Below are 13,870 nucleotides of genomic sequence, written 5' to 3' on the forward strand. Positions count from 1 at the left end.
GCTTAAATCAGACCCTGGATTATCTCAGAAGCAGTGAATCAGGAGAGAGCACGGATAGCAAAGGCAATGTTTAATTCAAGGTCAGCTTTGCCCGGGAAAATGCCGAACAGTTTCACCTTTATCGGCTCTTTGATTTCCGCCGCAGCCCCCGCCTGTTCGATCTGCCCGGTGTCGTGGAACAGCATTGCCAAATGCGCCCAAGCAACTACATCTGCCGATTTGCTTAACAGTAGCCGCCAGCAAATCCCCATGGCTTCGGGCGACATGCCTGACCCCTGCTAAAATCCGCCCTTTGCCCGATACCGACAATCCCATGAGCAAGTCCGCCGACAGCGCCAAGCACACCCCGATGATGCAGCAGTACCTGGCCCTCAAGGCCCAGCATCCGGACACCTTGCTGCTGTACCGCATGGGGGATTTCTACGAGCTGTTCTACGGGGATGCGGAGAAGGCAGCGCGGCTGCTGGACATCACCCTCACCACCCGGGGCCAGTCGGCCGGGGTGCCCATCAAGATGGCGGGCATTCCCTACCACGCGCTGGAAGGCTACCTGGCCAAGCTGGTGAAGCTGGGGGAGTCGGTGGTGATCTGCGAGCAGATCGGCGACCCGGCCACCAGCAAGGGGCCAGTGGAGCGGGCCGTGTCCCGCATCGTCACTCCGGGCACCCTTACCGATGCCTCCCTGCTGGATGAACGCCGGGATGTGCTGCTCCTGGCCCTGACCCAGGCGCGCCAGACGGTGGGCCTGGCCCGCTTGAACCTGGCCAGCGGCGAATTCATCCTCACCGAGATTCCCGCCGCCCAGCTGGGCGCCACCCTGGAGCGTATCCGCCCGGCCGAAATCCTGCTGCCGGATAGCCTGGAGATCGCCCTGCCCGAAGGGGTGGCCCGCACCCGCCGGCCGGACTGGCATTTCGAGCCGGACAGCGCCAAAGCCCTGCTCTGCGACCATTTCAAGGTGCGCTCCCTGGGCGGCTTCGGGGCCGACGACCTGGGCCCGGCCCTGGCGGCGGCCGGCGCCCTGCTCCAGTACGCCCAGGCCACCCAGGCCCGGGCCCTGCCCCACGTACAGGGCCTGCAGGTGGAGCTGGAAGGCGCCTACCTGGGGCTGGACACCGCCACCCGGCGCAACCTGGAACTCACCGAGACCCTGCGGGGCCAGCCGGCCCCCACCCTGTTTTCCCTGCTCGACACCTGCGTCACCAGCATGGGGGCCCGTTACCTGCGCCAGGCCCTGCACCATCCCCTGCGGGACCCGGCCCTGCCCGCCGCCCGCCAGGAGGCGGTGGCCGTATTGCTGGAAGACTACGGCCATCTGGCCGGGCAGGTGCGCCGGGCCTTGAAGGGCCAGGCCGACCTGGAGCGCATCGCCGGGCGCATTGCCCTGATGAATGCACGGCCCCGGGACCTGTCCGCCCTGCGGGATTCCCTGGCCCAGCTGCCGGAACTGGCGGCACCGCTTCTCCCCGCCCGGGAGGCCAGCCCCGTGCTGGCCCCCCTGCTCACCCAATTGGCGGCCGAGCTGGTGGCTCCGGGGGAAGCCCTGGAACTCCTGAGCCGGGCCATTGCCGCCGAGCCCGCCGCCCTGATCCGCGATGGCGGTGTGATCGCCCCGGGCTTTGATGCGGACCTGGACGAACTCCGGGCCCTGAACGACAACTGCGGCGCCTTCCTGATGGACCTGGAAGTGCGGGAGCGGGAACGCACCGGCATCGCCAGCCTCAAGGTGGAATACAACAAGGTGCATGGCTTCTACATCGAGGTGACCCACACCCATGTGGACAAGATTCCCGAGGATTACCGCCGCCGCCAGACCCTGAAGAACGCCGAGCGCTACATCACCCCGGAGTTGAAGGCCTTCGAGGACAAGGCCCTGTCCGCCCAGGAGCGGGGCCTGGCCCGGGAAAAGGCCCTGTTCGAGGACATCCTCAACCGCCTGCAGCCGGAAGTCAGCCGCCTGCTGGCCATCGCCCGGGCCGTGGCCCAGCTCGACATGCTGGCCAGCTTTGCCGACACGGCCCTGCGCCGCAACTGGTGCCGGCCCGAGTTCAGCAGCGAAGCGGGCATCCGCATCCAGGGCGGGCGCCACCCGGTGGTGGAAGGAGAAATGGAAGGCAGCGGCGACACCTTCATCGCCAACGACCTGGACCTCACCGACAGCCGCCGCCTGCTGCTCATCACCGGCCCCAACATGGGCGGTAAATCCACCTACATGCGCCAGACGGCCCTGATCGCCCTGCTCGCCCACGTGGGCAGCTTCGTGCCCGCCGCGGCCGCCACGCTAGGCCCCCTGGACCGCATCTTCACCCGCATCGGCGCCTCCGACGACCTGGCTTCGGGCCGCTCCACCTTCATGGTGGAAATGACCGAGGCCGCCGCCATCCTGCACCACGCCAGCCCCAACAGCCTGGTGCTGATGGACGAGATCGGCCGGGGCACCTCCACCTTCGACGGCCTGGCCCTGGCCTTTGCCATCTGCCGCCACCTGCTGGAGAAGAACCGCAGCCTGACCTTGTTCGCCACCCACTATTTCGAGCTCACCCGCCTGGCCCAGGACTACCCGACCCTGGCCAACGTGCATCTGGACGCGGTGGAGCACGGGGAGCGCATCGTCTTCCTGCACGCGGTGGAGGAAGGCCCGGCCAACCAGAGCTACGGGATTCAGGTGGCGGCCCTGGCCGGCATGCCCGGGGCCGTGGTGCGGGCGGCGAAAAAGCAGTTGCGGGACCTGGAGCAGAAGGCTTCGGAAAATCCCCTGCAGCCCGACCTGTTCGCCAGCGCCCCGGCCCTGGAGCCGGAAGTGCACACCGAACCCCACCCGGTGCTGGACCAGCTCGAAGCCCTGGACCCGGACAGCCTTACCCCCCGGGAAGCCCTGGAGGCCCTGTACGCCCTGAAGGGGCTGCTGCATTGAGCCTGAGCGCACGCCAGGTCACGCTGCTGCTGGGGCTCCTGCTGGGGCTGCAGGCCGCCCTCCCGGCCCGGGCCGAGGGCCTGCCCGCCCCCACCTGGCGCGTTGCCCTGATCGGTGATGTGCCCTACTCGGAAGCCGAACGCCGGGAACTCCCCCTGATGCTGGAAGCCATCGCCCAGGCCGATACCCGGGTCGTCATCCACGTGGGGGACATCAAGCACGGCGGCGGCCGCTGCGATGACGCGGTATTCGCCGACCGGCTGGCCCTCTTCCAGGCCAGCCCGGTGCCCCTGGTTTATGTGCCCGGGGACAACGACTGGACCGACTGCCACCGGGCCAGCAACGGCAGCTACGAGCCCGAGGAACGGCTGGAACAACTGCGCCGCCTGTTCTGGACCGACAACCGCAGCCTGGGCCGGAAGAAACTGAGCCTGGAACGCCAGGCCGGCCCCTACCGGGAACACAGCCGCTTCATCCTGGGCCCGGTGCTGTTCGTCACCCTCAACCTGCCCGGCGGCGACAACAACTGGGGCAAGACCGACGTACCCTCCGAAGAATTCCGCCAGCGCCACCCGGCGGTGCTCGACTGGCTCACCAACTCCTTCGCCCTGGCCCGGCGCAAGAAGCTCGCGGGGGTGGTGGTACTGATCCAGGCCAACCCGGGGCTCAAGCACTTCGCCCAGGGGCTGGGCCACCGCTCTTACCTGCAGTTCCTGGAAACCCTGCGCGGCGAGACCGAGCGCTTCAAGGGCCAGGTGGTCCTGGTGCACGGGGACACCCACCAGGCCCGGGTGGACCATCCCCTGCTCGACCCGTCCCGGCGGCCCCAGCAACGCTTCACCCGGGTGGAAAGCTACGGCTACCCGAGCATGGGCTGGATCGAGGCGGTGATCGACCCGAACACCCCGGAACTGTTCAGCTTCACCCTGCACCCCTGGCCGCCGATACCGACGCCAATGCCGTCCCCAGCTCAATGAGAAAAGGCCCCGTCGGGGCCTTTTCAGTCAGGAAAGCGGCTTACTTGCCCGCTTCGGGAGGCTGCTCCCCCGCTTCTGCTGCGCCGTCCTCTTCGCTGCCGCGCGACAGGGCTGCCGCCTCGTCGATCAGCTTGGAGAGACTGGCGCCCCGCTCCAGGGAATCATCGTGCACGAAGTGCAGCTCGGGCAGGGTGTGGATGCGCACCCGGCGCCCCAGCTCCCGGCGCATGAAACCGCTGGCGCGGCGCAGGCCGGCCTGGATCTCAGGCAGGTGGGAGATGTCCAGGGTGGTGAAATAGATTTTGGCGTGGGCGTAATCGGGGGTCAGCTCCACGGCGGTGAGGCTGATCATGCCGATGCGGGGGTCCTTCAGTTCGCCACGGATGATGTCGGCCAGATCGCGGCGGATCTGCTCGCAGACCCGGTCGGCACGGGAAAAATTCTTCATGTCTAGACTCCGGGAAAAATGAAGCGAGGCCGGGGCTGTTCAGCCTCGCCTCGCCCCATGGTTTCCTTTGCTTGCTGCTTAAAGGGTACGGGCCACTTCCTGGATCTCGTAGGCTTCCAGCATGTCGCCTTCCTTGATCTCGTTGAAGTGCTTCAGGGACAGGCCGCATTCGAAGCCAGCCTTGACTTCCTTGGCGTCGTCCTTGAAGCGCTTGAGGGAGTCCAGCTCGCCATCCCAGGTGACCACGTTGTTGCGCAGCAGCCGGATGCGGGAAGTGCGCTTGACCACGCCTTCTTGCACCAGACAGCCGGCAATGGCGCCCACCTTGGAGATGAGGAACACCTGGCGGATTTCCACCATGCCGGTGATGACTTCCCGCTTTTCCGGGGCCAGCATGCCGGACAGGGCGGCCTTCACGTCATCCACGGCGTCGTAGATGATGTTGTAGTAGCGGATATCGACGCCGAAGCTTTCGGCCAGCTTGCGGGCACCGGCGTCGGCCCGGGTGTTGAAGCCGATGATGACGGCACCGGAGGCCTGGGCCAGGTTCACGTCGGATTCGCTGATGCCGCCCACGGCGCCGTGGATCACGTTCACCCGCACTTCCTCGTTGGAAAGCTTGGTCAGGGTCTGCACCAGGGCTTCCTGGGAACCCTGCACGTCGGCCTTGACGATCAGGGCCAGGGACTTCACTTCCCCTTCGCCCATCTGCTCGAACATGGATTCCAGCTTGGCAGCCTGCTGCTTGGCCAGCTTCACGTCGCGGAACTTGCCTTGACGGAACAGGGCGATTTCCCGGGCCTTCTTCTCGTCGGTCATCACCATGGCTTCCTCGCCGGCGGCCGGCACATCGGAAAGCCCCAGGATTTCCACGGGGATGGAGGGACCGGCTTCCTTGATGGGCTTGCCGTTCTCGTCGAGCATGGCGCGGATGCGGCCGAACACCGGGCCGGCCAGCACCACGTCACCCTGCTTCAGGGTGCCGGACTGCACCAGCATGGTGGCCACGGGGCCGCGGCCCTTGTCCAGACGGGCTTCGATGATCAAGCCCTTGGCCGGGGCATCCTTGGCGGACTTGAGTTCCAGCACTTCCGCCTGGAGCAGCACGTTTTCCAGCAGCTCGTCGATGCCCAGGCCCTTCTTGGCCGAGACCGGCATGAAGGGGGAATCGCCGCCGTATTCTTCGGGGATCACCCCTTCGGCCACCAGTTCCTGCTTGACCCGGTCCGGGTTGGCTTCGGGCTTGTCGATCTTGTTGACCGCCACCACGATGGGCACACCGGCCGCCTTGGCGTGGTGGATGGCTTCCTTGGTCTGGGGCATCACGCCGTCGTCGGCGGCCACCACCAGGATGACGATATCGGTGGCCTTGGCGCCGCGGGCCCGCATGGCCGTGAAGGCCTCGTGACCCGGGGTGTCCAGGAAGGTGATCATGCCGCGATCGGTTTCCACGTGGTAGGCGCCGATGTGCTGGGTGATGCCGCCGGCTTCACCCGCGGCCACCTTGGCGCGCCGGATGCAGTCCAGCAGGGAGGTCTTGCCGTGGTCCACGTGGCCCATGACGGTGACCACGGGAGCGCGGGGCTCCAGGGGCACGTCCTTGTGCTCGGCGTGATGATCGTCCAGGAAGGCATCCGGGTCGTCCAGCTTGGCGGCAACCGCCACGTGGCCCATTTCTTCCACCACGATCATGGCGGTTTCCTGGTCCAGAACCTGGTTGATGGTGACCATGGAGCCCATCTTCATCAGGGCCTTGATGACTTCGGTGGCCTTGATGGCCATCTTGTGGGCCAGGTCGGCCACGGAGATGGTCTCGGGCACATGCACTTCGCGCACGATGGGTTCGGTGGGGGCCTGGAAGCCGCCTTCGCTCTCGCCCTTGGGGGAGCTCTTCTTGCCGTGCTTGCCGCCCTCCTTCCAGCCGGTGCCACCCACGGTGCCACGGGTCTTGAGGCCGCCCTTCTTCTTGCCGTCGTCCCAGCCGTCCTTGCCCTTGACGCCCTTCTTGTCGTCGGCCTTCTTGTGCAGGGTCTTGTCGGTGGGCTTGGCATCGCTGGCGGCGCCCTGGGCTGCGGCCGCCTGCTTGGCGGCTTCGGCGGCCTTGGCGGCAGCGGCCTTCTCTTCGGCTTCGCGGCGCAGACGGGCCAGTTCGGCCTGGCGTTCCTGCTTTTCCTTCAGTTCCCGGGCCTGCATTTCCAGCAGGGCCCGGTGGCGGCGCTCTTCCTCGGCCCGGGCCTTCAGCTCGGCTTCACCCAGGAAGGATTGCTTGACCACGGTCTTGGTCTTGCGCACCGGGGCCGGAGCGGCCTCGGCGACAGGTTCGGGGGCTGCCTGAGGGGCGGCTTGGGGAGCGGGTTCAGGCTCGGGGGCCTGGACCACGGGCTCGGGCTCCGGCTCGGGTTCCGGCGCTTCCTGCACGGGCTCGGGCACGGGTTCCGGTTCCACCACCGGGGCGGGCTCGGGCTCGACGGCCACGGGGGTCTCGATGACGGGCTCGGGCACGGGTTCCGGGGCCAGTTCGGGCGCGGAGACGGGGGCCACAACGGGCTCGGCCACGGCTTCGGCCGCCTTGGCTTCGCCGGCCAGCAGCTCGGCGGCGGGGTCCCGCTTCACCAGCACCCGCTTCTTGCGCACTTCCACCTGCACGGTACGGGCCCGGCCATGGGCGTCGGTGGCCTTGATCTCGGAGGTTTCCTTGCGGGTCAGGGTGATCTTGGTCTTGGTCTCCCCTTCCCCGTGGGAGCGGCGCAGGAATTCCAGCAGCCGGGCCTTGTCCTGATCGGTGAGGCTGTCCTGGGGCCCCTGTTTGTTGACCCCTGCCTTCGCCAGTTGCTCCAGCAGGGAATCCACAGGCATTTTCAGTTCATTGGCGAACTGGGAAACGATGGTTGTCGACATATATTGCTATCCCCCTTACTCGAACCAATGTTCCCGGGCCTTGAGAATCATGGCCTTCGCCTTTTCTTCCTCCATACCCGTGATATCGGTGAGTTCATCCACGGCCAGTTCGGCCAGGTCATCCCGCGTCTTGATGCCATGGCCCGCCAGTTTGGCAGCCATTTCCTTGTCCATGCCTTCCAGGTTCAGGAGGTCTTCGGCCACCTGCTCGAGCTGTTCCTCGGCGGCGATGGCTTCCGTCAGCAAAACGTTGCGGGCACGATTGCGGAGCTCATTGACGATATCCTCGTCCAGCCCCTCGATTTCGAGCATTTCGGCCAGCGGCACATAGGCCACTTCCTCCAGGGTGGAGAAGCCTTCCTCGATCAGCAGATCCGCCAGTTCCTCGTCGATGTCCAGCTTTTCCATGAACAGCAGACGGGTGGCGGCGGATTCGGCCTCGGAACGCTTTTCGGACTCTTCCTGGGTCATCAGGTTGATGGTCCAGCCGGTCAGTTCGGAGGCCAGACGCACATTCTGGCCGCTACGGCCGATGGCGATGGCCAGGTTGTCCTCGTCCACCACCACGTCCATGGCGTGCCGGTCTTCGTCCACCACGATGGAGGAGACTTCGGCCGGGGACAGGGCGCCGATCACGAACTGGGCCGGGTCGGCGGACCACAGCACGATGTCGATGTTTTCGCCGCCGATCTCGTTCCTGACGGCGGTGACCCGGGTACCGCGCATGCCGACGCAGGTGCCGATGGGGTCTACCCGGGGATCATTGGACTTGACAGCGATCTTGGCGCGCAGACCGGGGTCCCGGGCGCAGGCCTTGAGCTCCATCAGGCCGTCCTCGATTTCCGGCACTTCGATTTCGAAGAGGCGGATGATGAATTCGGGCGCGGTGCGGGAGAGGATGATCTGGGGACCGCGGGCACCCCGGTCGATGCGCAGCAGATAGGCCTTGACCCGGTCGCCGACGCGCAGGTTTTCCTTGGGGATCATCTGGTCCCGGGGCAGCAGGGCTTCGATCTTGCCGGCTTCGACGATGGCGTTGCCGCGCTCCATGCGCTTGATGGTGCCGGAGACGATGTGCTCCTTGCGTTCCAGGAAGTCGGCCAGAATCTGTTCCCGCTCGGCGTCGCGGATCTTCTGCAGGATCACCTGCTTGGCGGCCTGGGCGCCGATGCGGCCGAAGTCGATGGGCTCCAGGGCCTCTTCCAGGTAATCCCCCACTTCCACGTCCGGATCGTCCTTCTGGGCATCGGAAAGGGGAATCTGGGTGAATTCGTTCACATACTCGCTGTCGGCGACCACCTGCCAGCGGCGGAAGGACTCATAGTTCCCCGTGTTGCGGTCGATGGTCACCCATACATCCGCTTCATCGTGGATACGCTTCTTGGTAGCAGAAGCCAGGGCCATTTCCAGGGCGCCAAACACCACGTCCTTGGCCACATTCTTTTCCCGTGCCAGGGCATCCACCAGCAACAACATTTCACGGCTCATCGTCAGACCTCCTAATCCGCCAGGCTCAACCGAAGTCGGGCACCAGACGTGCTTTCTCGATATTTTCCAGATCCAGTTCCACTTCGCCCGAATCCAGGCGCAGCGCCACCTTGCCATCCCTCAGACCCAGGAGTTCCCCCTGGAAGTTGCGCCGCCCGTTCAAAGGCATGCGGACACGCAACTGGATGTCCTGACCGGCAAAGCGTTGAAAATCCTCAGGCTTCTTGACGGGCCTATCCAGGCCCGGGGACGACACCTCCAGACGGTCGTAATCCACATTCTCGACTTCCAGCACCCGGGACAGCTGATTGGAGACCGTGACGCAGTCGTCCACGTCGATACCGCCCTCCTTGTCCTGTTTGTCGATGAAGACACGCAGGGTCCGCCCCTTGGGGGAGAGCTCCAGATCGACCAGCTCGTAACCGAGGCCGTTGACCGTTTTTTCCAGAAGATTGTGCAAATCCATAGCCAAAATAAAAAAATGGGCGCGAAGCCCATCCCAAAAAAAGCCGCGCCGGGAAATCGGCCGGCGGAACAAACCACAGAATTATAACGACTTTTGCCGTCCGAGCCAAGGCCCGGACGGCATCAGGCATCCGGCCCGGAAGCCGGAGGGGAGCGTTCAGAAAAGGGAACTCAGGGAGTTTCGCCCTGGGCCGGCCTGGGGGCCGCAGCCTTCAGCCCCGCCATCAGCCGCTTCACGTCCGCCTCTTCCAGTTCCCGGCTCTGGCCCCGTTTCAGCCAGGGGGGCAGCAGGAAAGGCCCGTAACGCACCCGCATCAGGCGGCTCACCTTGCTGCCCACGGCCTCGAACATGCGCCGCACTTCCCGGTTGCGCCCCTCGTAAAGGCTGACCCGGTACCAGTGGTTGGCGCCCTGCCCGCCCCCATCCTCCAGGGAGGCGAACTGGGCCGGGCCGTCTTCGAGCATCACCCCGTCCAGGAGCTGGCGCTGGGTTTCGATGGAAAGCTCCCCCAGCACCCGCACCGCGTACTCGCGCAGCAGTTCGGAACCCGGGTGCATGAGCTGGTTGGCCAGTTCGCCGGAGGTGGTAAACAGGATCAGCCCCGAGGTGTTCAGGTCCAGGCGGCCCACGGCCACCCAGCGGCCGCCGCGCAGGCGCGGCAGGTTGGCAAAGACGTTGGGACGGCCTTCCGGATCGTCCCGGGAGACGATCTCTCCCTCGGGCTTGTGGTAGAGGATCACCCGGGGCAGGCGGCTGGAGAAATGCAGATTCACCAGCCGGCCGTTCACCTTGACCCGGTCCCTGGGGCCGACGCTCTGGCCCACGTGGGCGGGCTCCCCGTTGACCTGCACCCGGCCTTCGGCGATCCAGGCTTCCATTTCCCGGCGGGAACCGATGCCGGCCTGGGCCAGGACCTTGTGCAGGCGCTCGCTGGCAGGTTCCGGCGCCGCCGGACCGGAGCGGCGCGGGTTGCCGCCCCGGCCGGGGGCGGCGGGACGGGGTGACGGGCCGCGCCGGGCCGCCGGACTGGTGTCGTCTTCAGGGGCCGGGCCGGCGTCTTCGGGCCCGGCAGCGCCCCGCCCCCGCCGTCCTGCGGGAGGCGCGGTCTTGGAGGGGGGACGGAAAGGGGTTTTCTTAGGCCGCATCGGCGAGCTCCAGCAAGGTTGGGTTATGGGGGTTCACGGCCTCCAGGGCCGGCAATTCACTCAGGCTTCTCAGGCCCAGGTCGTCGAGGAACTTGCGCGTGGTGGCGTAGAGGGCGGGCCGCCCCGGGGTTTCCCGGTGTCCCACCACATCGATCCAGCCCCGTTCTTCCAGGGCCCGGATGGCGTTGGTGTTCACCGCCACCCCCCGGATTTCCTCGATATCGCCCCGGGTCACAGGCTGACGATAGGCGATGATGGACAGGGTTTCCAGCACCGCCCGGGAATATCTGGGCGGCTTGTCCGGGTTGAGCCGCTCCAGGTAGGGCATGTACTCCACCCGGGTGCGAAAGCGCCAGCCGGAGGCCAGCTGCACCAGCTCCGCCGGTTTGTCCTTCCAGTCGTCCCGGAGTTCATCGAGCAGCTTGCGCAGCAGGTCGTTGGCCAGTTCCTCGTCGAACATCTGCTTCAGGTCGTTGAGGCCCAGGGGTTCCTGGGCCGCCAGCAGGGCGGCTTCCAGGATCAGCTTAAGCCTGGTCAGATCCATAATTCACCTCGCTCTCGGCGTTACGGCTGGCCTGTTTCACGTAAATGGGCTGAAAGGCCTCGGTCTGGGTGATTTCCACCAGGCGCTCCCGGGCCAGCTCCAGCATGGCGATGAAGTGCACCACCAGGCCCGGAGGCCCCATGCGCGGGTCGAACAGGTCCTCGAAAGCCACATGCCCGCCCTGCTCCTGGAGCTGGCGCAGGATCAGGCCCATGTGCTCGCGCACCGACAGCTCCTCGCGGCGGATCTGGTGGTGCTTGTGCAGGGAGGCCTGGCGCAGGATGCCGCGCCAGGCCTCCTGGAGATCCGCCAGACTCACTTCCGGATAGCGCTTGATCAGGGTCTTTTCCACCAGGGTCTCGACCCAGAGGAAATCCCGCTCGGCCTGGTCCAGGGTGTTGAGTTTCTGGGAGGCGAGCTTGATCTGCTCGTACTCCATCAGGCGGCGCACCAGTTCGGCCCGGGGGTCCTCGGCTTCTTCTCCCTCGGCGGGCTTGGGCCGGGGCAGCAGCATGCGCGACTTGATCTCGATCAACATGGCCGCCATGACCAGGTATTCGGCCGCCAGCTCCAGGTTCTGGGCCCGCATGGTCTCCACGTAATCCAGGTACTGGCGGGTGAGCGGCGCCATGGGGATGTCGAGGATATCCACATTGGCCTTGCGGATCAGGTAGAGGAGCAGGTCCAGGGGGCCTTCGAAGGCATCCAGCATCACCTCCAGGGCGTCGGGAGGGATGTACAGGTCCAGGGGCATCTGCACCAGGGGCTGGCCGTAGATGCGCGCCAGGGCCGGGATATCCACCACGGCGCCGGCCTCCAGCTCCACCACCTGGCTCATGGAGCTTCCCGCTCCTGCTCCCGGTGCCGGTAGATGAGCATCAGGTTGCGCACGTAGATGAGCAGCCCCAGGCCCTGGCCGAAGATGAATACCGGGTCCTTGCGGTACACCGCGTAGGCGGTGAGCACCGCGCCGCCGGCAATGCTGAAGTACCAGAACGACAGGGGCACGACGCTCTTCCCGGCCTTCTCGCTGGAAAGCCACTGGATGATGAAGCGGGCCGAGAACAGGGCCTGGCCGAGAAAGCCGATGGCGATCCAGACCAGCGCCTCGTCGAGGGTGAAATCCATCAGCTGTAATCCAGGCCCATGGCCTCGCGCACGTCACGCATGGTTTCCCGGGCCAGGTCCCGGGCCTTCTCGCAACCGTCGTTGATGATGCGCTTCACCAGGTCCGGATCTTCCTGGTAGTAGCGGGCCCGCTCCCGCATGGGCGCCTGTTCCTTGAGGATACCTTCGATCACCGGCTGCTTGCAGTCGATGCAGCCGATCCCGGCGCTCTTGCAGCCTTCCTGGACCCAGGCCCGGCAGGTGTCGTCGGAATAGACCAGGTGCAGCTGCCAGACCGGGCATTTCAGGGGATCACCCGGATCGGTGCGGCGCATCCGGGCCGGATCGGTGGGCATGGAGCGCACCTTCTTGGCCACCGAATCCTCGGCTTCCCGCAGGGTGATGGTGTTGTTGTAGGACTTGCTCATCTTCTGCCCGTCCAGGCCCGGCATGCGCGAGGCCTCCGTGAGCAGGGCGCCGGGTTCAGCCAGGATCATCTTGCCCGTGCCTTCCAGGTAGCCGAACAGCCGCTCCCGGTCAGCCACGGACAGGTGCTGGATCTCGTCCAGCAGGGCATGGGCCTGCTCCACGGCTTCCTTGTCCCCCTTCTGCTGAAAACGGGTACGCAGATCGTCGTACAGCCGGGCCCGCTTGCTGCCCAGCTTCTTTACCGCCTCCCTGGCCTTTTCCTCGAAGCCGGGTTCGCGGCCGTACATGTGGTTGAAGCGGCGCACCAGCTCCCGGGTGAATTCCACGTGGGGCAGCTGATCCTCGCCCACCGGCACCTTGTCGGCCCGGTAGATCAGGATGTCGGCACTCATCAGGAGCGGATAGCCGAGGAAACCGTAGGTGGACAGGTCCTTGCTGGAGAGCTTTTCCTGCTGGTCCTTGTAGGTGGGCACCCGCTCCAGCCAGCCCAGGGGCGTCATCATGGAGAGCAGCAGGTGCAGTTCCGCATGCTCGGGCACCCGGGACTGGATGAAGATGGTGGCCTGGCTCGGGTCCACCCCCGCCGCCAGCCAATCCACCACCATCTCCATGCTGTTCTGGTGGATCAGCCGGGGATCGTCGTACTGGGTGGTCAGGGCATGCCAGTCGGCCACGAAGAACAGGCAGGGATACTGATGCTGGAGCTTGACCCAGTTGGCCAGCACCCCGTGGTAATGGCCCAGGTGCAGGGCGCCCGTGGGGCGCATGCCGGAAAGAACTCGTTCTGCGTACATGATGGTTTCAATACAACTGGAAAAGGGTTTGGATGAGGCGGGTCATCAGCTCGACGACGGGCCACAGGATGGATTTCAGGATGCCGGTAAACAGCAGCAGGATCAGGATGGGGAAACCGAAGGGCTCGACCCGGGCCAGCAGCCTGGACTGGGCCATGGGCAGCAGGCTGACGGCGATGCGCCCCCCGTCCAGGGGCGGCAGGGGCAGCAGGTTGAGGACCATCAGCACCAGGTTGATGGAAATGCCGATCTTGCTCATTTCCGACAGGGGCAGGGTGTACAGGTGGGTCGGCATTTCCCAGGCCAGCTTCAGGAGCCCCGCCCAGAACAGGGCCATCACCAGATTGGCGGCCGGCCCCGCCGCCGCCACCCAGAACATGTCCTGCTTGGGACGGCGCAGGCGGTTGAAATTCACCGGCACCGGCTTGGCGTAGCCGAACAGCAAGCTGCCGAAGGAGAGCACCAGGATGCCGACGGGCAGCAGGATGGTGCCGAACAGGTCGATGTGGCGCAGGGGGTTGAGACTGATGCGCCCCGCCTGCCAGGCGGTGGGATCACCGAAATGGCGGGCGGCGTAACCGTGGGCGGCCTCGTGCAGGGTGATGGCGAAGATCACCGGCAGGGCCGCCAGGGCCAGGGTCTGGATCACGCTTTCCATGG

Annotated in this window: 13 protein-coding genes; 2 read left to right on the plus strand and 11 right to left on the minus strand. The window is 65.9% G+C overall.

Annotation, left to right across the window (positions count from 1 at the left end):
* Window positions 1-38 precede the first annotated feature (38 nt).
* Complete coding sequence (locus G474_RS0116200; RefSeq protein ID WP_026687881.1) at window positions 39-266, minus strand: hypothetical protein; 228 nt, start codon at window positions 264-266, stop codon at window positions 39-41.
* 47 nt (window positions 267-313) lie between these two features.
* On the opposite strand from G474_RS0116200, the gene mutS reads away from it, so the two are divergent.
* Together mutS and G474_RS21265 are read left to right on the plus strand one after the other, a co-directional pair.
* Complete coding sequence (gene mutS, locus G474_RS0116205; RefSeq protein ID WP_051282374.1) at window positions 314-2,914, plus strand: DNA mismatch repair protein MutS; 2,601 nt, start codon at window positions 314-316, stop codon at window positions 2,912-2,914.
* The gene (locus G474_RS21265; RefSeq protein ID WP_051282370.1) at window positions 2,911-3,891 is read left to right on the plus strand and encodes a metallophosphoesterase family protein; all 981 of its coding nucleotides are present in this window, start codon (window positions 2,911-2,913) and stop codon (window positions 3,889-3,891) included. Before mutS ends, G474_RS21265 begins: the two co-directional genes overlap by 4 nt.
* Before the next feature lie 40 nt (window positions 3,892-3,931).
* On the opposite strand, the gene rbfA is transcribed toward G474_RS21265, so the two are convergent.
* From rbfA to G474_RS0116260, 10 genes are all read right to left on the minus strand, one after another.
* The gene (rbfA, locus tag G474_RS0116215) at window positions 3,932-4,339 is read right to left on the minus strand and encodes a 30S ribosome-binding factor RbfA (protein WP_026687883.1); all 408 of its coding nucleotides are present in this window, start codon (window positions 4,337-4,339) and stop codon (window positions 3,932-3,934) included.
* Window positions 4,340-4,417: 78 nt separating this feature from the next.
* Complete coding sequence (infB, locus tag G474_RS0116220; protein WP_026687884.1) at window positions 4,418-7,237, minus strand: translation initiation factor IF-2; 2,820 nt, start codon at window positions 7,235-7,237, stop codon at window positions 4,418-4,420.
* Between the two features lie 15 nt (window positions 7,238-7,252).
* Complete coding sequence (gene nusA / locus G474_RS0116225; protein ID WP_026687885.1) at window positions 7,253-8,725, minus strand: transcription termination factor NusA; 1,473 nt, start codon at window positions 8,723-8,725, stop codon at window positions 7,253-7,255.
* Window positions 8,726-8,750: 25 nt separating this feature from the next.
* Window positions 8,751-9,191, minus strand: coding sequence for a ribosome maturation factor RimP (gene rimP / locus G474_RS0116230; RefSeq protein WP_026687886.1), 441 nt, complete (start codon window positions 9,189-9,191; stop codon window positions 8,751-8,753).
* Window positions 9,192-9,361: 170 nt separating this feature from the next.
* Window positions 9,362-10,336, minus strand: a complete 975-nt coding sequence (gene rluB / locus G474_RS21270) for a 23S rRNA pseudouridine(2605) synthase RluB (protein ID WP_084513812.1) — start codon at window positions 10,334-10,336, stop codon at window positions 9,362-9,364.
* Window positions 10,326-10,880: an SMC-Scp complex subunit ScpB gene (scpB, locus tag G474_RS21275; RefSeq protein WP_043464900.1), complete on the minus strand. Its 555-nt coding sequence runs from the start codon at window positions 10,878-10,880 to the stop codon at window positions 10,326-10,328. Before scpB ends, rluB begins: the two co-directional genes overlap by 11 nt.
* A complete protein-coding gene (locus tag G474_RS0116245; protein WP_026687887.1) occupies window positions 10,861-11,718 on the minus strand; it encodes a segregation and condensation protein A in 858 nt (285 codons plus the stop codon). Before G474_RS0116245 ends, scpB begins: the two co-directional genes overlap by 20 nt.
* Window positions 11,715-12,008 carry a lipid-A-disaccharide synthase N-terminal domain-containing protein gene (locus G474_RS0116250; RefSeq protein ID WP_043464903.1) on the minus strand — a complete coding sequence of 98 codons (294 nt, stop codon included), beginning with the start codon at window positions 12,006-12,008 and terminating at the stop codon, window positions 11,715-11,717. Before G474_RS0116250 ends, G474_RS0116245 begins: the two co-directional genes overlap by 4 nt.
* Window positions 12,008-13,210, minus strand: a complete 1,203-nt coding sequence (locus G474_RS0116255; protein ID WP_026687889.1) for a tryptophan--tRNA ligase — start codon at window positions 13,208-13,210, stop codon at window positions 12,008-12,010. The genes G474_RS0116250 and G474_RS0116255 overlap by 1 nt, the downstream gene beginning before the upstream one ends.
* Before the next feature lie 7 nt (window positions 13,211-13,217).
* On the minus strand, window positions 13,218-13,868 hold the full coding sequence (locus G474_RS0116260) for a site-2 protease family protein (RefSeq protein ID WP_026687890.1): 651 nt from the start codon (window positions 13,866-13,868) through the stop codon (window positions 13,218-13,220).
* Window positions 13,869-13,870: the final 2 nt, after the last annotated feature.

Source organism: Azovibrio restrictus DSM 23866, assembly GCF_000429665.1.
Lineage (GTDB): Bacteria > Pseudomonadota > Gammaproteobacteria > Burkholderiales > Rhodocyclaceae > Azovibrio > Azovibrio restrictus.